Origin of the sequence: Nocardiopsis sp. N85, assembly GCF_028882275.1 — a bacterium.
Lineage (GTDB): Bacteria > Actinomycetota > Actinomycetes > Streptosporangiales > Streptosporangiaceae > Nocardiopsis > Nocardiopsis lambiniae.
In genome coordinates this window covers 105,552-124,772 of record NZ_JARBUT010000004.1, presented here as the reverse complement: position 1 = coordinate 124,772, position 19,221 = coordinate 105,552, and the positions used below count along the sequence as shown (strand labels likewise).

General features: G+C 73.1%; 19 protein-coding genes and 1 pseudogene. 12 read left to right on the top strand and 8 right to left on the bottom strand.

Annotated features, from left to right (window positions below; all coding sequences use genetic code 11):
• Positions 1–268: 268 nt before the first annotated feature.
• Positions 269–1,093 (bottom strand): aldo/keto reductase, encoded by an 825-nt coding sequence (locus PWG71_RS07970; RefSeq protein WP_274808911.1) that lies wholly within the window; start codon positions 1,091–1,093, stop codon positions 269–271.
• Between the two features lie 51 nt (positions 1,094–1,144).
• Entirely contained in the window at positions 1,145–2,155 is a 1,011-nt protein-coding gene (locus PWG71_RS07965) for an NADP-dependent oxidoreductase (protein ID WP_274808910.1), read from the bottom strand.
• Between the two features lie 124 nt (positions 2,156–2,279).
• On the opposite strand from PWG71_RS07965, the gene PWG71_RS07960 reads away from it, so the two are divergent.
• From PWG71_RS07960 to PWG71_RS07930, 7 genes and pseudogenes are all read left to right on the top strand, one after another.
• Positions 2,280–3,221, top strand: a complete 942-nt coding sequence (locus tag PWG71_RS07960) for a LysR family transcriptional regulator (RefSeq protein WP_274809095.1) — start codon at positions 2,280–2,282, stop codon at positions 3,219–3,221.
• A 143-nt stretch (positions 3,222–3,364) separates the two neighbouring features.
• Entirely contained in the window at positions 3,365–4,315 is a 951-nt protein-coding gene (locus PWG71_RS07955; protein ID WP_274808909.1) for an endonuclease/exonuclease/phosphatase family protein, read from the top strand.
• A gap of 48 nt (positions 4,316–4,363) precedes the next feature.
• Positions 4,364–5,200 carry a TIGR03619 family F420-dependent LLM class oxidoreductase gene (locus PWG71_RS07950; protein ID WP_274808908.1) on the top strand — a complete coding sequence of 279 codons (837 nt, stop codon included), beginning with the start codon at positions 4,364–4,366 and terminating at the stop codon, positions 5,198–5,200.
• 193 nt (positions 5,201–5,393) lie between these two features.
• Positions 5,394–6,029, top strand: a pseudogene (locus PWG71_RS07945) (HAD-IA family hydrolase); the annotation flags it as partial.
• A gap of 51 nt (positions 6,030–6,080) precedes the next feature.
• The gene (locus PWG71_RS07940) at positions 6,081–6,539 is read left to right on the top strand and encodes a GNAT family N-acetyltransferase (protein ID WP_274809094.1); all 459 of its coding nucleotides are present in this window, start codon (positions 6,081–6,083) and stop codon (positions 6,537–6,539) included.
• A gap of 68 nt (positions 6,540–6,607) precedes the next feature.
• Positions 6,608–7,195 carry an isochorismatase family protein gene (locus PWG71_RS07935; RefSeq protein ID WP_274808907.1) on the top strand — a complete coding sequence of 196 codons (588 nt, stop codon included), beginning with the start codon at positions 6,608–6,610 and terminating at the stop codon, positions 7,193–7,195.
• 7 nt (positions 7,196–7,202) lie between these two features.
• Complete coding sequence (locus tag PWG71_RS07930; RefSeq protein ID WP_274808906.1) at positions 7,203–8,117, top strand: GlxA family transcriptional regulator; 915 nt, start codon at positions 7,203–7,205, stop codon at positions 8,115–8,117.
• A gap of 208 nt (positions 8,118–8,325) precedes the next feature.
• Here the strand turns inward: PWG71_RS07930 and PWG71_RS07925 are convergent, their stop codons facing one another.
• From PWG71_RS07925 to PWG71_RS07905, 5 genes are all read right to left on the bottom strand, one after another.
• A complete protein-coding gene (locus PWG71_RS07925; protein ID WP_274808905.1) occupies positions 8,326–9,519 on the bottom strand; it encodes an FAD-dependent oxidoreductase in 1,194 nt (397 codons plus the stop codon).
• Positions 9,516–10,118 (bottom strand): TetR/AcrR family transcriptional regulator, encoded by a 603-nt coding sequence (locus tag PWG71_RS07920; protein ID WP_274808904.1) that lies wholly within the window; start codon positions 10,116–10,118, stop codon positions 9,516–9,518. The genes PWG71_RS07925 and PWG71_RS07920 overlap by 4 nt, the downstream gene beginning before the upstream one ends.
• Positions 10,119–10,390: 272 nt before the next feature.
• A complete protein-coding gene (locus tag PWG71_RS07915) occupies positions 10,391–10,873 on the bottom strand; it encodes a DUF1269 domain-containing protein (RefSeq protein ID WP_274808903.1) in 483 nt (160 codons plus the stop codon).
• Between the two features lie 133 nt (positions 10,874–11,006).
• Positions 11,007–11,789 (bottom strand): class I SAM-dependent methyltransferase, encoded by a 783-nt coding sequence (locus tag PWG71_RS07910; RefSeq protein ID WP_274808902.1) that lies wholly within the window; start codon positions 11,787–11,789, stop codon positions 11,007–11,009.
• A 160-nt stretch (positions 11,790–11,949) separates the two neighbouring features.
• Entirely contained in the window at positions 11,950–12,888 is a 939-nt protein-coding gene (locus PWG71_RS07905) for an AraC family transcriptional regulator (protein ID WP_274808901.1), read from the bottom strand.
• Between the two features lie 85 nt (positions 12,889–12,973).
• Here PWG71_RS07905 and PWG71_RS07900 point away from each other — a divergent pair, with 85 nt between their 5' ends.
• The 5 genes from PWG71_RS07900 to PWG71_RS07880 all read left to right on the top strand — a co-directional run bounded on the left by PWG71_RS07900 (position 12,974) and on the right by PWG71_RS07880 (position 18,429).
• Complete coding sequence (locus PWG71_RS07900; RefSeq protein WP_274808900.1) at positions 12,974–13,801, top strand: NAD-dependent epimerase/dehydratase family protein; 828 nt, start codon at positions 12,974–12,976, stop codon at positions 13,799–13,801.
• A gap of 433 nt (positions 13,802–14,234) precedes the next feature.
• Positions 14,235–14,861: a TetR/AcrR family transcriptional regulator gene (locus PWG71_RS07895; RefSeq protein WP_274808899.1), complete on the top strand. Its 627-nt coding sequence runs from the start codon at positions 14,235–14,237 to the stop codon at positions 14,859–14,861.
• A gap of 139 nt (positions 14,862–15,000) precedes the next feature.
• Positions 15,001–15,969: an arsenic resistance protein gene (locus PWG71_RS07890; RefSeq protein WP_274808898.1), complete on the top strand. Its 969-nt coding sequence runs from the start codon at positions 15,001–15,003 to the stop codon at positions 15,967–15,969.
• A gap of 132 nt (positions 15,970–16,101) precedes the next feature.
• Positions 16,102–16,710 carry a hypothetical protein gene (locus tag PWG71_RS07885; RefSeq protein WP_274808897.1) on the top strand — a complete coding sequence of 203 codons (609 nt, stop codon included), beginning with the start codon at positions 16,102–16,104 and terminating at the stop codon, positions 16,708–16,710.
• Between the two features lie 240 nt (positions 16,711–16,950).
• Entirely contained in the window at positions 16,951–18,429 is a 1,479-nt protein-coding gene (locus PWG71_RS07880; protein WP_274808896.1) for a vWA domain-containing protein, read from the top strand.
• A gap of 9 nt (positions 18,430–18,438) precedes the next feature.
• Here PWG71_RS07880 and PWG71_RS07875 read toward each other — a convergent pair whose 3' ends face one another.
• Positions 18,439–19,218, bottom strand: coding sequence for a putative hydro-lyase (locus PWG71_RS07875; protein WP_274808895.1), 780 nt, complete (start codon positions 19,216–19,218; stop codon positions 18,439–18,441).
• Between the last annotated feature and the right edge of the window lie 3 nt (positions 19,219–19,221).

Here is a 19,221-nt window from a genome sequence, read left to right as displayed (position 1 = left end):
TCGGGATTTCGCGTAGGGAGAGCGGTGTTCGCCGGCTTTGCTTCCCGGCGCGCCAAGAGAGGACTGTACGCCTCCCGTGGACCCCGTGCCACCTCGGGGGCGCGCGTGACCCCGGGGAGTCGCCCCCGACCGGGGGGCGCGTCCCCCGTCGTGCCCGTTCGCCCTGTTCGCGGGTAGGGGCGCAGGCCGGTATCGGCCTTCGCGTCGACGGGATCGTGCGGGCGGCCCCGTGCCCCGGGACCGCCCGCACCGTCATGGCCCGGAAGGCTCAGAGGACGGTGAACTCATCCGGATCCGGGCCGATCCGGCCGTCGCGATCCAGCGATCCGATCCGGTTCAGGTCGTCGTCGCTCAGCGCGAAGTCGAACACGTCGAAGTTCTCCGCGATCCGGGACGGGGTCACGGACTTGGGGATGACGACGTTGCCGAGCTGAAGGTGCCAGCGCAGCACCACCTGGGCGGCGGACTTGCCGTGCGCCTCGCCGATCTCCACGAGCACCGGGTCTTCGAGCAGGTCCTTGCCCTGGCCGAGCGGGCTCCAGGCCTCGGTGAGGATCCCGTGGGAGGCGTTGAGCCCGCGCATCGACTCCTGGGAGAGGTACGGGTGCAGCTCGATCTGGTTGATCGCGGGGACGAGGTCGGTGTCCGCCAGCAGGCGGCCCAGGGTCTTCTCGGTGAAGTTGGACACGCCGACGGCCTTGGCGCGGCCCTCGGCGGCGATGCGCTCCAGGACCTTCCAGGTGTCGACGTAGGCGTCCTGGGCGGGGACCGGCCAGTGGATCAGGTAGAGGTCGACGTAGTCCAGGCCCAGGCGGTCGAGGCTGGCGTCGAAGGCCTTGAGGGCCTTGTCGGTGCCCTGGTCGTCGTTCCACAGCTTGGTGGTGACGAACAGTTCCTCGCGGGGCAGGCCCGAGGCGGCCAGGGCCTGGCCGGTGCCCTTCTCGTTGGCGTAGATCCGAGCGGTGTCGATGCTGCGGTAGCCGACCTCGATGGCGGTCTCGACGGCGGACCGGGCCTGGTCGTCGGGGATCTGCCAGACGCCGAACCCGAGTTGCGGCATGGTGAGACCGTTGTTCAGCGTGACGTGCTGCATGGTTGCCTTTCCGTGATCACGGTGGGGGTGGGCCGAGGCGCGCGGGCGTCCTCAGTCGGTGAGGCGGACGAGCATCTTGCCGGTGTTGGCGCCGCGCATCATGGCGAGGAACGCGGTGACGGCGTCGTCGATGCCGTCCACGACGGTCTCCTCGGTGCGCAGCTCGCCGTCGGCGAGCCAGCCGGAGGCACGTCGGACGTACTCGCCCATGAGGTGACCGTGGTCGCCCACGATGAAACCGCGCAGGGAGAGGCGCTTGCCGACGGCCAGGAACAGGTTGTCCGGTCCGGGCACCGGCCCGGTGGCGTTGTACTGGGAGATCGCCCCGCACAGGGCGATGCGGCCGTGGTCGCGCATGGCGGCGATGGCGGCCCGCAGGTGGTCGCCGCCGACGTTGTCGAAGTAGACGTCGACGCCGTCGGGCGCGACCTCGGCGAGCTGCTTCTCCAGGTCGCCTTCGCGGTAGTCGATGGCGGCGTCATAGCCGAACTCCTCGACCAGGCGGCGCTTCTTCTCCGGGCCGCCGGCCGAACCGACGACACGGGAGGCGCCCAGCTTGCGGGCGAGCTGTCCGGCGATCGAGCCGACCGCGCCGGCGGCGCCGGAGACGAAGACCACGTCGCCCTCCCGGACCGGGGCGACCTCGGTGAGGCCGGCGTAGGCGGTGAGGCCGATCATGCCGAGGGCGTTGAGGTAGGCCCCGGCGGGGACCGCGGTGGTGTCGACGACCCGGACGGCCCCGGCGGGCAGGAGGGCGTGTTCGCGCCAGCCCAGCGCGTGCAGGACGGAGGCTCCGACGGGGACGGAGTCGTCGCCGGAGGCGATGACCGTGCCCACCGCGCCGCCGTCCATGGGCTCGCCCAGGGCGTAGGGCGCCACGTAGGACTTCGTGTCGTTCATCCGGCCGCGCATGTAGGGATCGACGGAGATCCAGTCGTTGCGGACCAGGACCTGCCCGGGGCCGGGGTCGGCCAGGGTGGTCTCGACGAGGGCGAAGTCGGTGGGTGCGGGCTCGCCGACCGGACGGGCGATCAGGTGGACTTCCCTGCTGGTGACGGACACGTCTGAACCTTTCGAGCGGGTGAACTGTGGCGTGGTCAGGGGCCCGAGGAACGACCCTAGTCCCCTCATGTATTGATCGACCAATAAAATCGATGAAGTGACCCATAGGAATTCCAATGGATCGGTGGCGGTCCCGCCCGAGGCCGCCACCGAGACCGATCCGCTCCCCCTCGACCTCCAGCAGCTGAGGACCTTTCTGGCCGTGCACCGGTCCGGGTCGTTCACGGCGGGCGCCCAGTCGTTGCGTCTGTCACAGCCGACGGTGACGACTCAGATCCGCGCCCTGGAGCGTCGGCTGGGCTACGCGCTGTTCGAACGGCTGCCACGCGGGGTCGCCCCCACGGCGGAGGCCAACGAGCTGGCGGCGCGGATCGCCGAGCCCCTGGACGCCCTGGAGGTGGTGGCCGGCGCCGGGGGCGGCGGTGCCGTACCGCACCGACCGTTGCGGTTGGCCGGGCCGGCCGAGATGCTACAGGCGCTGGTGCTGCCCGCGTTGGCCCCCGCCGTGGAGTCGGAGGGGCTGCGGCTGTGGGTCCGCCACGGGCTCTCCGACACCCTGTTGGAGGAGCTGCGCGCGGGCCGACACGACCTGGTCGTCTCGACGGAGCGGCCGCGCGGTCGTTCCCTGATCGCCGAACCCCTCGCCGATGAGGAGTTCGTCCTGGTGGGGGCACCCCTGTGGGCGGAGCGCGTCGGGACCGAGCGGCTGGCCCGTCAGGGGGCGTCGGCGCTGTGCGGGGTGCCGTTGGTGGCCTACGACGAGAACCTGCCGATCCTGCGACGGTACTGGCGTCACGTGTTCGGGGTGCGGCTGACCTGCAAGGCCTCGGTGACCGTGCCGGACCTGCGGGCGGTGATCTCCACGGTGGCGGGTGGGGCCGGGATCAGCGCCGTGCCCCGGTACCTGTGCCAGGGGGAGCTGGCGGCGGGGCGACTGGTCGCGCTGGCGGAGCCGGAGGATCCGCCGATCAACACCGCCTACCTGGTGCGACGGTCCGGGATACGGGAGAACGGGTGCCTGGACCGGGTGAGGTCCCTGCTGACGGCGGCGGCCCGCTCATGGTGAGGCCGGATCCGGCCGCAACCGGTGCCCGGTGAGGGGGATCCCACCGTCACGACGGACGGTGGACGAGCGGTGCGGAGGATCTCCATGGTGGAGACGGCGGACGAGGCGGACCGGTGGACGACGGACGGAGACGGTCGCGTGCCGTGACCACGGCGGTGACGCTCGTGGCCGTGGGGTTCGCGGGGTTCGCCGCGCTGCGCGGTCTGGGCCTGGAACGCGGCTTCCCCCTGGTTCCGCTACTGGCCTACACCCCCTACGTCGCCGGGGCGGCCGTCCTGGCCGTCACCGCCGCCGGGTTGCTGCGCCGGTGGATCCCCATGGCCGTACTGGCCGTCGCGGCGGCGGTGCTCGTGGTCGCGGTCGTCCCGCGCGCGGTGCCCTTCGGGGTCACCCACGCGGGTGGACCCGCGTTCCGGGTGATGACCCTCAACACCCTGGCGGGCGGGGCCCGGATCGACGAGATCATCGCCCTCGTCCGCGACCGGGAGGTGGACGTGCTGGCGCTCCAGGAGGTCACCCCGGAGTTCGTGGCCGACCTGTCGGCGGCCGGACTGGACGACCTGCTGCCGTACACGGTGGATCGGTCCGGCCCGGGGGTGACGGGTGGCACCGTGCACTCCTCGATGCCGTTGACCGACGCGGGTTCGCTGGAGGGGCCGCACGGGTTCGCGATGCCCGTCGCCGCCTTCGAGGCGCCCGGGGACGAGTACGAGAGAACGGTCGAGGTGGTGTCGGTGCACACGCCTCCACCGCTGGACCCGTCCCATGTCGAGCTCTGGCGTACGGAGTTGGCCGCACTGACCGCTCTTCCGGAGGTGGGCCCCAGCCGGATCCTGGCCGGGGACTTCAACGCCACCCTGGACCACGCCGCGCTGCGCGACGTCCTGGACGCGGGGTACCTCGACGCGGCGGCCGTGGTCGGCGAGGGCCTGGTCCCCACCTGGCCGACCTCGGGGCGGCCGCTGCCGCCGGTCACCATCGACCACGTGCTGGTCGAACCGTTCATGGGGGTGGACGACCTGGAGACGGTGGAGGTGACCGGGAGCGATCATCGGGCGGTGCTCGTCACGGTGACCCTGCCGGGCGGGCGCTGACGGCCCAGGCTTGACCTTCACACCGGTGTCACCGTCTACGTTCGGGGCATGAGCGAACGAGCGGTCCCCGGCACGCGCACCCACTTCCAGGTGGTGCTTCCCGACGAGTCCCCGGAGATGCCGCCGCGGGTCCTCACCGAACTCGCCACCCGGGCCGAGGGGGTGGGGGCGGACACCCTGTGGCTGCCCGACCACCTTCTTCCGCCCGAGCCCTACGGGAGGACGTTCGGCGGCGTGTACGAGCCGCTGGTGACACTGGCCCACCTGGCCGCCCGTACCGAGCGGATCCGGTTGGGCACCTCGGTCCTGGTGGCGCCGGTGCGCGATCCGTTCACGCTGGCCAAGCAGGTGGCGACCCTGCACGCCATTTCCGAGGGACGGTTCGTCCTGGGGGTGGGGGTCGGCTGGTCCCGGGAGGAGTTCGCGGCGGTGGGCGCGGACTTCGCGACGCGCGGCGCGCGGACCGACGAGACCCTGCGGTTGCTGCGACACCTTTTCGAGGGAGAGGGGCCCTTCGAGGGGCGATTCCACTCCTACGAACGGGGTGTGTTCGAACCGCGTCCGGCCGGGCGCGTGCCCGTGACGGTGGGCGGCACGTCCCGGGCCGCGCTGGAACGGGCCGCCGCGTGGGCCGACTCCTGGCAGGGGGTGGGCCTGGACGTCGACGGTTTCGTGCGGGCGCGCGATCGACTGCGGGGCCTGACCGATCGTCCGGTGCTCGCGTGGACCCGGATCGCGTGGAGTGGCGAAGAGCGGGACTTCGCTCGCGCGGTGGGGCTGTACCGCGGACTGGCCGACGCGGGCGCGGACGCCGTGGCGGTGTGGTTCGGCCCGTGGGCGGGGTTCGGCGAACGGATGGAGCGGTTCGCCGACGCCGTGCGCTGAGGACGGGGCCGGTGGACGGGCCGCCGTGGGGAGGGCACCGCCTCGGTGCGCCGCGTACCGCGGGGAGTTCCCCGGTACGTCGGACGAACGGGGCCGGACCACGGGACCGACCCGGTGCGCCGGATCGTCTCGGCGTCTCGTACGAACAGGCTCGCCCCGGTGATCCGCGCGGATCGGCGCCGCCCCTCACGGTGTGTGCCAGAGTGAGGGACGCTCGAAGGGCTCGGCGAAGGGAACCGGTGTGGGATACGGCGACGCGACGGTGCTGTTCGATCTGGACGGGGTCCTGGTGGACTCCGCGGAGACCATCCGCCTGGGGTTGACCGCGTGGGCGCGCGACCGGGGTCTGGACCCCGACGCGGTGCTCGCGGAGCACCACGGCCGCACCGACGTCGACCTGGTCCGATCGGTCGCGCCGCACCTGGACCCCGTGGAGGAGTCCGCGCGGATCGGCGCCCACGAGGCCGCGGCCGTGGAGCACGTCCGGCCCGTGCCGGGGGCCCGGGACCTGGTGGCCGAACTCGACCGACGCGGCCGGGCCTGGGCGGTGGTGACCTCCGGCGACGAGACCGTCGCCCGGTCCCGGCTGAGGGCGGCGGGGCTGCCCGCGCCTCGGATCCTGGTCACCGCCGACGACGTCACCCGGGGCAAGCCCCACCCCTCCCCGTACCTGCTCGGCGCCGAGCGCGCCGGTGTCCACCCCGGCCGATGCGTGGTCGTGGAGGACGCCCCCAGCGGGATCGAGTCGGGGCTGGCCGCCGGTATGCCGGTGGTGGCGGTGGCCTCGTCGCTGTCGGCGGAGGAGCTGGGTCGGGCGACCGTGGTGGTACCGGATCTGGCCGGGGCGGCGGAACTGCTGCTCGGTGACGCCGCACCGGAGATCATCGAGGGGGTCGTCGTCGACCGGGCCCGTTTCGAGGACGTCCCGGCGATCATCGCCCTGCTCGCCGCCGACCCGTTGGGGGCGGCCAGGGAGAGCCCCGACGACCCCGACGCCTATCGGAAGGCGTTCGAGGACATCGACTCCGACCCGAACCAGTTCCTGGCGGTGGCCCGCCGGGGCGAACGGGTGGTGGGCACCCTCCAGCTGACGTTCGTCCCCGGCCTGTCCCGCCGGGGATCGCTGCGCGCCCAGGTGGAGGCGGTACGGGTGGACGAGGGCGAACGCGGCGGCGGTCTGGGCACCGCGTTGATGGAGTGGGTCGAACGCGAGGCGCGCGCCCGGGGCGCGGTACTGCTCCAGCTCACCTCCGACCGCGAGCGCGAAGACGCCCACCGGTTCTACGAGCGGCTCGGCCACACCGCCTCGCACCTGGGCTTCAAGAAGAGGCTCACCTGACCGGATCGGTCCGGCCATGGTCGCGATCGTGTCTGTCGCGGGAGGGCACGGCACGACACGATCAGGGCATGACAAGAGCACTCCTCGTGGTCGACACCCAGAAGTCCTTCCTCCGGCGGGAGACCTGGCGGGCCTCCTCCAACCCCGACGTCGCCGACGACGTCGCCGCCCTCGTGGCGCACGCCCGAGGGCGCGGCGATCACGTGGTGTGGGTCCTGCACACCGAGCCCGGGACCGGCAACGCCTTCGACCCCGCGCTCGGGTTCGTCGAGCTCATGGACGGGCTCACGGCCGAGGAGGGGGAGCCGGTCCTGCGCAAGACCGTGCACAGCGCCTTCGGCGGCACCGACCTGCAACGCCTCCTCAACGGGTGGGGGGTGTCGGAACTGGCGGTCTGCGGCATCCGCACCGAACAGTGCTGTGAGACCACCACCCGGGCCGCCTCGGACCTGGGCTACGACGTGACCTTCGTGGTGGACGCCACCGCCACCGAGCCCATCCAGGCACCCGGTTCCCCGGCCGGGAGGCCACTGGAGGAGATCCTCGCCGACCCCCGCACCCTGGGCACCGAGGAGGTCGTCACCCGCACCGTCTACGCGCTGTCCGGACGGTTCGCCCGTATCGCCACGGTCGCCGACGTGGTCGACGTAGACTGACCGGATCGTGAGCGTCGTCGGTTTCCTCCTCACCCCGGGCGTGCATCTGTTGGACCTGGCCGGTCCGGCGCAGGTGTTCTCCACCGCGGCCGATCTGGGGCTCGACTACGAGGTGCGCTACAGCGCGGCCCGCGAGGAGGTGGTCACGGCGCAGGGGCTGGCCCTGCGCGTGGCCACCGACGCCCTCGCGACCGGTCCGGAGGACCTGGTGGTGGTGCCCGGGTGGCGGGCGGGCGGCCGGGTGCCCTATCGGATCCTCACCGAGGGGCAGGCGGCGGCGCTGACAGCGCACCGCGCGGCGGGCGGGACCGTGGCGAGCGTGTGCTCGGGTGCCTTCGCCCTGGGGGAGGCGGGCCTGTTGGACGGGCGGCGCTGTACCACCCACCACGGTCTTCAGGACCTGCTGGCGCACCGGTTCCCGCGCGCCCGGGTGGTGCCCGACGTGCTGTACGTGCCCGACGACGGGGTGATCACCTCGGCGGGTATCGCCAGCGGCATCGACCTGGCCCTGTACCTGGTCACCGCGCGGCACGGGCCCTCGGCCGCGGCGGCGATCGCCCGGGAGATGGTGGTGTACGCCCGTCGCAACGGCGACGAACCCCAGGCCGGGGTGATGTTGCGGCACCGGGGGCACCTGGTGGACGTGGTGCACCGGGTGCAGGACGTCATCGACGCCCGGTTCCACGAACCCCTGCCGTTGACGGAGCTGGCCGCGTCGGCGCGGGTGAGCGAACGGACGCTGACCCGCCTGTTCACGGCGGCGACCGGGCTCACCCCGCTGCGCTATCAGCAGGGGCTGCGGCTGGAGCGGGCCGAGCACCTGATCGGCGCGGGCGAGACCGTGGAGGCCGCCGCCCGCGCCGTCGGGTTCCGCGACGCCCGGATGCTGCGCCGGTTGCGGTCACGCTCCGAGGCCGCCTGAGGCGACCTGCCGCTTCGACGGCCGTCCGGTCGGGGTCCCACGGCGAGGACACGGCCGTCCCGGACACCCGGGACGCATGGGATCGCCCGGCACCTCACGCCCCTCGGAGGCCTCCACGAGAACCCCCTCTTCTCGAACGTCCTCGGATCCGGGCCGCGACCTCACGCCCCTCGGAGGCCTCGGGGTCCCGCTCGTCCCCTGGCAGGACTCAGTCGCCCGGGGTGGTCACCGGGACCAGGTCCTTCACCACCCGGGTGGGCTTGCCCGACAACGACGACGCCACCCAGCGGTCCACCCCCGGCAGCGCCGCCAGTCGCAGGAACATGCGCCGCAACCGCAACCGCGCGGGGGTGTCGGGGAGGAACCAGGAGGTCCCGGTCAGGGCCGCCCGCTGTCGCTCCTCCACCACAGGGCGCCAGCGCCGCTCGTAGCGGCGCAGCCCTTCGGCGACTCCGTCCGCGCGGGCCAGCTCGGCACCGAGCACGTACGCCCCGCCCATGCCCAGCGAGGCGCCCTGGCCCGCGAGCAGCGAGACCGCCTGGCAGGCATCGCCCAGCAGCACCGTGCGCCCGCTGCTCCAGCGCTCCATCCGGATCTGGGCGACGTGGTCGTAGTAGACCTCCTCCGGGGGCGGGCACGCCTCCAACGCGCGGGGCACCACCCATCCCAGCCCGGCATAGGTGCGGCGCAACGCCTCCCGGGGGTCGGCGGGCAGGGTCGTGTCCCGGGTGCGGTGCACGGTGAAGGCGGCCACGCGCTCCCCCTCCAGCGCGTACAGGCCCATCTGCGCGCCCAGGCTGTCGGTGAGGTGGAAACGGCCCCTGGTCGCGGCGTGGATACGGGCGTCGTCGAAGGTGTAGGCGGCGGTGTGGAAGCCCAGGTGGTGCAGGTACCGTTCCTCCGGGCCGAAGACCATGTCGCGCACGGTGGAGTGGATGCCGTCGGCGCCCACCAGCAGGTCGGCCTCCAGGGTGTGGCCGTCGTCGAGGGTCACCCGGACCCCGTCCGCGTGTTCGGTGATCTGTCGCGGCCCGGTGCCGTAGCGCACCTGCACACCCGGGGGCAGCGCCTCGCTCAGGGTGAGTTCCAGGTCGGGGCGCATGATCGAGATCAGGGAGCCGCCCAGGGACCGGGCGAAGCGCTCGAAGCCCATCGAGGCCCGCGGCCTGCCGTCCTCGTCGACCAGGACGGCCTCGGTGATGTGGTGGCCCCTCTCGTGCAGGCGGGGCAGGATCCCCATCGCCTCGGCCGCGTCGTAGCCGGGGCCGAAGAAGTCGATCATGTAGCCCTGGGGGCGCGGGCCCGGGGCGCGTTCGACCAGGGTGACGTCCCAGCCGTGGTGGGACAGTCGGTGGGCCAGGGTCAGTCCGGCGATGCCGGCGCCCACGATGAGGGCTCTCATGCGGTTCTTCCTTGCGTGGAGTGGTCCGTCGCCGGAGGACGGCCGGCGTCGGGGTGGAGGAGACGGCTCAGCACGGGGGCCACGGTGGCCGCGTCCAGGTGGGGATCGAGGGCGCGGTGCAGCATGACGCCGTCGATGGCCGAGGCCAGGATCCGGGCGGTGGCCTCGGGGTCGGCCACGCCGCCCGCGCGCAGCCAGTCGGCCAGCACCGCCCGGAAGCGTTGGAGGATCGCGGTGATGCCCCGGCGCAGTTCCTCATCGCGGGTGGCGGCCAGGTAGACCTCGACGAACAGGACCGAGGTGGGGTCGTCGCCGGGATAGGCCTCCAGCGCTCCCAGCATCAGTTCGAGTCCTTCGTGGGGGCTTGTGCCCTGGAGTCCGGCTGCGGCCTGTTCGGCGACGGCGGTCATGGAGTCCAGGGCGGCTTCGTTGAGCAGGGCCCGCAGTGAGGGGTAGTGGTAGTGCACGAGTCCGGGCCCCACGCCGGCCTGTTCGGCCAGGACGCGGGTGCTCACCGCGGACCAGCCGCGGTCGGCGATGAGGTGGGTGGCCGCTGCGAGCAGGCGCTCGCGCACCTGTCGGCCGCGTTCGGTGGTCATGCCGTTTTCCCGTCACGTTTCTTGGACACTTGCACTGGGCGATCGCCCAATTTCTACCCTGCCATGAACCCCGGGCCGCCGTACACCCCCGGGCGTGGTTTTTCTCCCGGCCACGAGGATCCGAGGGCCGGAGGGGATCGGGGACACCCGAAGGGCGGACGGGAAAACGGGCGGCCTCCTCCCCGCGAGGAGGAGGCGGGTGGGGTCGATCGCCGCCGGGGACACGCCGGTTCGGAGGTGCTCTCACCACCGGCGCGCCCCGAGGACTCCGATCAGGCCCGCAGGGCCTCGACGAGTTCGCGCTCGTCGTCCTTGGACAGGTTGGTCTGGAGGACCGTGGGGTCCAAGGGCTTGAACGCGTCGACGACCCGGTCGGCGGTGGTGATGTCGGCGAGCAGGAAGACGGCCGCGCGGCCGTCTTCGAGATGGGAGCCGATCTGCTTGATCATGTCGTCGTCGATACCGATGTCGGTGAGCCTGCCCGCGACCGCGCCGGTGGCCGCGCCGACCGCCAGACCCAGCAGCGGGTTGAGGAAGATGAGGCCGATGAGGGTGCCCCACAGGGCGCCGCCCGCCGCGCCCACGCCGGTGGTGCTCACGGTCTGCTGGATGCGGGGGCGTCCCTTGTCGTCCTTGTAGGCGTAGGCGGCGTCCTCCAGTCGGAGGAGTTGCCGCTTGTTGAGGTCGGCGGCGATGTCCAGGGCGCGTTCGGCGGTGTCGCGGTCGGTCACGCCGAGAACGATGAGCTGAGCCATGGGTGTGGGTTCTCCCGTCGTCGCCGGGTCCGTGATCGGACCCGATCGACGGAACCCTTCCCGGGAGCGGATCGAGGCAAGGCCGGCGGATGTTCGACGAACGGCAAAGTGAGCCCCTCGCGGGGCCCGGGGCTCAGGCGCGGCGGGCCAGGAAGAGGCGGGTGACGTAGGGGATGCGGACGTTCCCGTCCGGGAAGTGCTCGCGGGCCAGGTCGGTGATGGCCTCGCGGGTGCGCTCCTCCCCGATGGCGCGGACGACCGCCGCCATCCTGCTGGAGGACATCGCGGTACCGATGAGACGGTCCGGGTCCAGGTCCCGTACCCAGCCCGCGGAGTACTCGACCGCGTCGACCAGGCCGTCCCGCGCGTTCATCTCGCCGATGGTGTCGTAGACCCGGTAGTCGCGCCGGTAGTCGTCCCCGTACCTCTCCATCAGGCCCTCATAGGCGTCGACGAAGTCGCTCGCGGTCCAGTCGCGGTCGTTGTTGAGGACGGCGACGGTGCCGCCGGGCGCCAGGAGGCGGGCGGCCTCGGCGTAGAAGGCGGGCCGGTCGAACCAGTGGACGGCCTGGGCGGCCAGGACCAGCGTCGCGGAGCCGTCGGGGAAGGGGATCGCCTCGGCCCGGCCGTCCACGTACTCGACGCCGTCGGCGTTCTCGGCGGCGGTGCCGCGCATGGCATGACCGGGTTCGACACCGACGACCCGGGGCCCGGGGCCGAACAGGTGGCGCAGGGTCCGGGTGGAGATACCGGTGCCGGAACCGACGTCGAGCAGGAGCCAGGGGTCGGGGCGGATGGCACGGTCACCGGCCAGAACGTGTTCCCGGAGCCGTTCGGTGACGGCCTCGGGATATCCGGGGCGGAAGCGACGGTAGTCGTCGGTGAGCCGGTCGAAGGCCTGGGTCCTGTCGGTCAACGGCGGTGCCTCTCCGGTGGCGGTGCGGCGACCCGCCCGGGAAGCGGGCCTCGACACCAACCTAGCGGAGCGGGCGCTCCCCCGCCCGGGCGGGCACCGTCTCTCCTGACGGTCGGGCCCGGGGAACGTCGGCAGGGGCCGCGCACCTCGCGGGCGGCGGTCAGGAGGCGGCGGGACTGCGGTAGAGCGAGGGGCTGAGGCCGGTGTGCTGCTTGAAGGCGGCGCTGAAGGCGAAGGCGCTGCCGTAGCCGACACGGGCGGCGACGGCCTCCAGCCCCAGGTCCGGGCGGGCGGTGAGCAGGTCGCCGGCCACGGTGAGCCGCCAGGTGCGCAGGTAGGTCATGGGCGGGGTGCCCACCGCCCGCTGGAAGCGGTCGGCCAGGGTGGAGCGGGACACCGCGCAGACCCGGGCGAGTCCCGCCAGCGTCCACGGCTCGGCCGGCTGTTCGTGGATGAGTTCCAGGGCTCGGGCGACCACCGGGTCGTGCCGGGCGTTGAGCCAGCTCGGTGCGTGATCGGGCGTGTCCTCGATCCAGGCCCGGACGGCCATCACCAGCAGACAGTCCAGGAGTCGGTCGTTGAGTCCGGACTGCGCGACGCGGGCGCTGGTGATCTCCCGGCTCAGCAGGGACACCAGGGCCGGGTCGACGCGGTCCCCGGGCAGCACCGCCAGGCGGGGCAGCGCGGCCAGCGCCAGTCGGCCGACCTCGCTGTCGTCCTCATAGGCGCCGACGATGAGCGTGTCGGGCCCGTCCGGGTCGTTGCCCCAGGTCCCGATGCCGTGGTGCAGGCTCACGTGGACCTCCGTCCCGTCGTCGGCGAAGCACCGCTGGCCGGGGAGGACGGTGATCGAGGGGGGCCGGTTCCGCGCGTCGGTGAGCGTGTAGGGATCCGGGCCGCGCATCAGGACCACGTCGCCCTCCCGCGCCTCGGTCCCCCCGTCCCCCGGGTCCACCCACACCCGGCCGGAGGTGACCACGATGAGGGTGAGGGACGAACCGTCGAGCAGGCGGATGCCCCAGGGCGGTCGCATCACCACGCGGAGGGTGAACGCGCCACGGGCCCGGGGTCCGTCGAGGAGGTGGGCGAGCGGATCCATACCCCGACCCTATGTCAGACGATCTCTTATGTTCTCCGGTATCCGAACCATGTTCCGTCCGACCCCGGACTGATGAACTCAAGACATGAACGAGAACACGATCCATGAGCACATCCTCGTCACCGGCGGCACCGGCATGACCGGCCGCCGCGTGACCGCACTCCTCACCGAGGCCGGGGTCCGGGTCCGGGTCGGCTCCCGGGCCGGCGAGCCGCGCTTCGACTGGCACGAGCCCTCCACCTGGGACGCCGTCCTGGACGGGGTCACCGGCGTCTACCTCTGCTACCACCCCGACCTGGCCTTCCCCGGAGCCGCCGAGGCGGTGACGGCGTTCGCCGAGCGCGCGGCCGCCGCGGGGGTGCGGCGGATGGCGCTGCTGTCCGGCCGGGGCGAGAAGGGGGCGCAGAACACGGAGGACATGGTCCTGGCCGCCTTCCCCGACACGACCGTCCTGCGCTGTTCGGTGTTCGCCCAGGACTTCTCGGAGAGCTTCTTCCTGCCCCCGCTGCTGGAGGGCGCCCTCGTCCTGCCGATGCCCGACATCCCCGAACCGTTCGTGGACCTGGACGACGTCGCCCGGGTGGCCGTGCGTTCCCTGACCGAGGACGGGCACGGCGGCGCGATCCATGAGCTGACCGGCCCCGAGGCGATCACGTTCACCGAGGCGGTGCGCGTGGTGGGCGAGGTGTCCGGGAGGCAGGTCCGCTTCCAGGAGGTGTCGGCGGAGGAGTTCGTCGCGACGATGGCCTCGGCCGGCGCCCCCGAGGAGTTGGCGCACGGCCTGGTCGGCCTGCTGGAGGAGATCCTGGACGGCCGCAACGTCGAACCCACCGACGGGGTCGAGCGCGTCCTGGGCCGCCCGGCGACACCGTTCGCGGAGTACGCGCGCCGCGCCGCCGACGCCTGGCGCTAGGACGTGTTCCGGGGTCGCCCACCCTGCCGCGCGACGCCCCGCCGCGTCCCTCGGGGCGTTCTCATCGGTCGACGGGAGCACCGCCCCGGCCCTCCTTCTTCGGCCCTGCGGTGAGCACGCCGTGGAAGAGCGGTGGGTGCCGCGTCGGGGGTCGTCCGGCCCCGGGCCGGGCGGCCCCCGGGGTGGGCGCGGGGTGGGCGGAGTGGTGCGGGCGGGACGGCGGGTGGGCCTTCCCTGACGAACGAGGTGTCGGTCATCGGTCGCCCCGGGGGGCGGATTTCGCGGCGCGCGCGGCGGGTCACGGGGCGGACGACGCGGGGACCACCCGCGAACAGCGAGAACACGGACGTCGGAACCGTACGCTCTACCCATCGTGCACCCCGCTCCCCGCCAGGGGACCGGCCACGGCCACCCACCGACGTACGGAGATCTCGTGAGCGATCGAGAGCGCGACCGGCCGCGCATGACCAAGGGGGAACGCACCCGGCAGCGCATCATCGAGGCCGCCACCGAGCTCTTCTCCCGATCGGGCTACCGCGCGGTGTCCCTGAGGGACATCGCCGCGCAGGCCGGGCTCACGCACGCGGGCCTCCTGCACCACTTCCCCAGCAAGGAGGCCATGCTCATCCACGTGTTGAGCAGGCGCGACGAGGTCGACGCGCCCTTGGTGCTGGAACCGGACCTGACCCCGGAACGGTTGATCTCGAACATCATCGGGATCGTGGAGCGCAATGTCGGGACACCCGGCCTGGTATCGCTCTACGTCAACCTGTCCGCCGAGGCCACCGACCCCGGCCACCCCGCCCACACCTACTTCTTCCACCGCTACCGCATCCTGCGCGAGCACCTGGTCGGGGCGTTCTCCGTGCTGTTGGCCGACCTTCCCGGCTCCCCCTCCCCCGAGACCGCGGCGCAGCAGTTCCTGGCCGTCCAGGACGGTCTCCAGATCCAGTGGCTGCTGGAACCGGAGACCGTGGACATGCGCGCCGGGGCCGTGGCGTTCCTGCGTTATCTCGGTATCGACGTGGTGGAGGAGGGTCCGGCGTCCGAGGGAGCCTGAGACCCGCGCCGAAGGGCGGGGACATCCCCTCGTGTCCTCCGGGAGCACGAGGCGTACGAGGTTCCGGCCCCGGGGGTGCGGGCCGCCGCGGCGCGGCTAACGTGAACGTGCCCGCACCCGGTCGTCGGAGGGTCGTCACGTGTCCACGTTGGAGAAGTTCCAGAGCCTGTTCGTGGCCGCCGCCGCCCTCTGCGGGCTGTGCGCCGGCCTGCTGTGGCCGATCGGCGACGCCGCCGGGCACCTGGTGACGCCGGCGCTGATGCTCATGCTGGCGGCGGTGTTCGCCCAGGTCGACGCCGCCCACGTGCGCGAGGCCGGGTCGGCCCGGAGAGTGGTCCTCGCGAGCCTGGTGCTCAACTTCGTCGTCACCCCGCTGCTGGCCTGGGGACTGGGCGCGGGCCTGCTGGGCGAGGCCCCGGATCTGCGGATCGGTCTGTTGCTGCTGCTCGTGACCCCGTGCACCGACTGGTACCTGGTGTTCACCCGGCTGGGACGGGGCCACATGGGGGTGGCCGCCGCCGTGCTCCCGATCAACCTCGTGCTCCAGCTGCTCCTGCTGCCGGCCTACGTGCTGCTGCTCGGGGGCGAGGCCGCGATGATCGACACCGGAACGCTGGTGGAGGCGGTGCTGCTGGTCCTGGTGGTGCCGTTGGCGGCGGCGGTGCTCGCCCGATGGGCGGCCGCCCGGTGGAAGGGCACGGCCTGGCGGGACGAGGTGCTGGTGGGCCGGGCCTCGGGCGCGGTCCTGCCGTTGCTGTACCTGGCGGTGGCGGCCATGTTCGCCTGGCAGGCCCGCACCGTGGTCGGGCACGGCGGCGCCCTGGTGGCGCTGGTACCCCCGCTGGCGGTCTTCTTCGTGGTGGCCCCGCTGCTGGCGGTGCTCACGGCGCGGCTGCTGCGGCTGCCCGGCGACCAGCGGGTGGCCCTGGTCATGACCACGGTGGCCCGCAACTCACCGATCGCGCTGGCGATCGCCGTGGTGGCCTTTCCGGAGCGGCCGCTCATCGCGGTCGCCCTGGTCGCCGGGCCGCTCCTGGAGCTACCGGTGCTGGCCCTGCTCTCACGCGTGGTCCGGGTCCGCGAGGGGGCTCGCGATTCGTCCCCGTAGGCCCCTTCGGTCACAGTGAGCACAAGATCCCCTTGCGACACGGGAACCGGCGGAGTGCGAAGCCCCCGGAACGGGTAACGGATGACCGTCCGGACATGACGTCCGGCTCCCCATCACCCCCCGGGAGACCCCGTGAAGTTGTACGCCGACCACCCCGTCCGCGCCCTGTTCCAGTTGATCTCCGACGCGTTGGCCGTGCTGTGGGTCTACCTGTGGGTGAACGCGGCCTTGGAACTGCGCGAGATCATCAACCGACTCGACCGTCCCGGAGAGCTCATGAGGAGCACCGGCCAGGGGTTCAGCGAGCACATGGACAAGGCCGCCGAGCAGGCCGCCAAGGTGCCCCTGGCCGGGGAGAGCCTGGCCGTCCCGTTCACGAACATGAGCGAGACGGGCGAATCCCTCACCGCCGCCGGCGACTCCTTCCGGGAGACCGTGGCCTCGCTCGCCACCACCCTGCCCCTGCTGGTGGCGGCGGTCCCGGTCCTGCTGGTCGCCACGACGTGGCTGCCCGCTCGGGCCCGGTGGATCGCCCGCGCGAGCGCGGTCCGGCGTTCGGGCGGGATGTCGCCCGAGGCCCGCGCCCGGCTGCTGGCGCTGCGCGCCCTGACCACCGCTCCCCCGGCCCGGCTGGCCGCGATCCACGAGGACCCCGCCGGGGCCTGGCGGTCCGGGGACGCCGAGACCCTCAACCGGTTGGCCGCCCTGGAACTGCGCCGGATGGGCCTGAAGGCGCGCTGATCCCGCCCCTCGATCCCCCTCGGATGGGGCCGCGCCGGAGCGCCGTGGTGATCGTCGCCGTGCGGTCGTCGGGGCCGAGCCCGTCGAAGACGTGCACCGGACGGGTCTCGCCGATGGCGGGCGCCCGCGGGCCCTGGGCCGGGACCGGGTCCCGATCGGCCGGTTCCGGCCATGCGTGAGGCCCGGGGCGTGTCGGGGGTCACGCCTACGCTGTGGACCATCCACCCCGAGGAGCCGCACATGCACCTGTCCGCCCTGCTGGACTTCGACGTCCTACCGCTCGACACCGTGGACGCCGTGGCCGTCCTGCTCGACATCACCGCACCCGAACGCGAGGAGGACACCGAACGTCCCGCCGCCACCCTCCAGATCGTCCTGGACACCAGCGGGTCGATGCACGGCGGTCGACTGGACGGGGCCGTGAACGCGCTGCTGGGGCTGATCGACAGGCTCGCCCCCTCCGACAACTTCGGGGTGGTGTCGTTCGACGCCCAGGCCCGGGTGGAGGTGCCGTGCGGTCCGCTCACCGACAAGGCCGCGACGCGGCGGATCATCGGGGCGCTGCGGGCGGGCGGCGGCACCGACCTGTCGAGCGGGCTGCTGCGCGGTGTCCAGGAGGCCCGCCGTGCGGGCGGGGGGAGCGGCGCGACCCTGCTGCTCATCTCCGACGGGCACGCCAACCACGGCGTCACCGACCACGACCTGCTGCGGCAGGTGGCCGCCGACGCCTACGGCAACAAGGTCACGGTGGCCACGCTCGGCTACGGTCTGGGCTACGACGAGGCCCTGCTGGGCGCGGTGTCCGAGGGCGGCACGGGCGGCGCCCTGTTCGCCGAGGACCCCGACACGGCGGGCGGGCTGATCGCCCAGGAGGCGGAGTACCTGCTGGCCAAGAGCGCGCAGGCCGTGTCGCTGCGGATCCCGGTGGGCGAGCGCGTGCGGGCGGTGGGCGTGGTCGGCGAGATGCCCTCCCACCGCCTCCCGGACGGGTCGGTGGTGGTGGAGCTGGGCGACTTCCACTCCGGCGAGGAGCGCAGACTGCTGCTGCGACTGGACGTGCCCGGTGTGTCGTCGCTGGGGACCGTCACCCTGACGACGTTGGAGGCGACCTACGTCGATCCGTCGACCCTGACCACCTACACGGCGAAGCTGCCGATCAGTGTGAACGTGGTGCCGGGAGACGAGGCCGCCGGACGGGTGCCGCGCCCGGAGGTGCGCACCGAGGAGGCGTTGCAGCGGGCGCAGACCGCCAAGAAACGGGCGAGCGAGGCGCTGCGGCGGGGCGACCGGGCCGAGGCGGCCCGTCTGCTGGAGGAGGCCGGGCAGAACCTGGACGACCTGGACCCGCCGAACCCCTTCGCGGGCGGCCCGGCTCCGGGTGGACGTCCGGCCGGGCCGCCGCCGGCGGCCGCCGCGCAGGCGGCCGAACTGCGGAACATGGCGCGCATGGCGCGGGAGGACGACATCTCGCGGGCCGCCAAGACGACCTACGCCAGCCAGTCCGGGTACACGCGCCAACGCGGCCGCCACGAACAGCGGGCCCGGACCGACCCGGGCTCCCCGAACCCGCAGGCCCGGACGCCCCCGCGGACTCCGCCCCCTCCCGCCGCGAGTGGGCGGCCGGGCGGGGGCGACGCCCCCGGCCGGATCAGCGGCCAGGACCCCGACCGGCGGCTCTCCGCTCCCGACGACGACCAGGACGACGCCACGGAGTCCTGATCAGGGCCTTCAAGGCACCTGGTAGAAGGAGTCCCGCACGTCGGTGACGGCCATGTGCCCCGGGGCGTGCCCGATGGCGAACTCCGGGGCCGAGGCCGTCACCGCGGCCTGCGGGGTGACCCCGCAAGCCCAGAAGACGGGGATCTCGCCCTCCCTGACCTCGACGGGGTCGCCGTAATCGGGCCGGGACAGGTCGGCGATGCCCAACGCCGCGGGGTCGCCCACGTGGACCGGGGCGCCGTGCACCGCCGGATAGCGCGAGGTGACGCGCACGGCGTCGGCCACCCGGTCCGCCGGGATCGGCCGCATGGACACCACCAGGGGTCCCCGGAACCGCCCGGCCGGACGGCACTCCCGGTTCGTGCGGTACATGGCGACGTTGGTCCCCGCCTCGATGTGGCGCACCGGGACGCCCGCCTCCAGCAGCGGCGTCTCGAACGTGAAGCTGCATCCGATGAGGAAGGCCACCAGGTCGTCCCGCCACAGGTCGGTGACGTCGGTGCGCTCCTCCGTGAGTTCACCGTGCCGGTACACCCGGTAGGCGGGCAGGTCGGTGCGCAGGTCACCGCCGAACACCGACGCCGACACCTCGCCCGGCTCGGTCACGTCCAGGACCGGGCACGGCTTGGGGTTGCGCTGGGCGAACAACAGGAAGTCGAAGGCGGCCTCCTTCGGCAGGGCGATGAGGTTGGCCTGCGCGTAACCGGGGGCGAACCCCGAGGTGGGGGTCTCCAGCCCGGCGCGGAACAGGGCGCGGGCCCGCTCCGGGGTCAGTTCGGACGGGTTCAACGG

Excerpts from the sequence above, each read along its gene's own strand:
- PWG71_RS07880 (WP_274808896.1), top strand. The coding sequence starts at position 16,951 with ATGCACCTGTCCGCCCTGCTGGACTTCGACGTCCTACCGCTCGACACC.
- PWG71_RS07970 (WP_274808911.1), bottom strand. The coding sequence starts at position 1,093 with ATGCAGCACGTCACGCTGAACAACGGTCTCACCATGCCGCAACTCGGG.
- PWG71_RS07925 (WP_274808905.1), bottom strand. The coding sequence starts at position 9,519 with ATGAGAGCCCTCATCGTGGGCGCCGGCATCGCCGGACTGACCCTGGCC.
- PWG71_RS07950 (WP_274808908.1), top strand. The coding sequence starts at position 4,364 with ATGAGCGAACGAGCGGTCCCCGGCACGCGCACCCACTTCCAGGTGGTG.
- PWG71_RS07905 (WP_274808901.1), bottom strand. The coding sequence starts at position 12,888 with ATGGATCCGCTCGCCCACCTCCTCGACGGACCCCGGGCCCGTGGCGCG.
- PWG71_RS07915 (WP_274808903.1), bottom strand. The coding sequence starts at position 10,873 with ATGGCTCAGCTCATCGTTCTCGGCGTGACCGACCGCGACACCGCCGAA.
- PWG71_RS07920 (WP_274808904.1), bottom strand. The coding sequence starts at position 10,118 with ATGACCACCGAACGCGGCCGACAGGTGCGCGAGCGCCTGCTCGCAGCG.
- PWG71_RS07900 (WP_274808900.1), top strand. The coding sequence starts at position 12,974 with ATGAACGAGAACACGATCCATGAGCACATCCTCGTCACCGGCGGCACC.
- PWG71_RS07935 (WP_274808907.1), top strand. The coding sequence starts at position 6,608 with ATGACAAGAGCACTCCTCGTGGTCGACACCCAGAAGTCCTTCCTCCGG.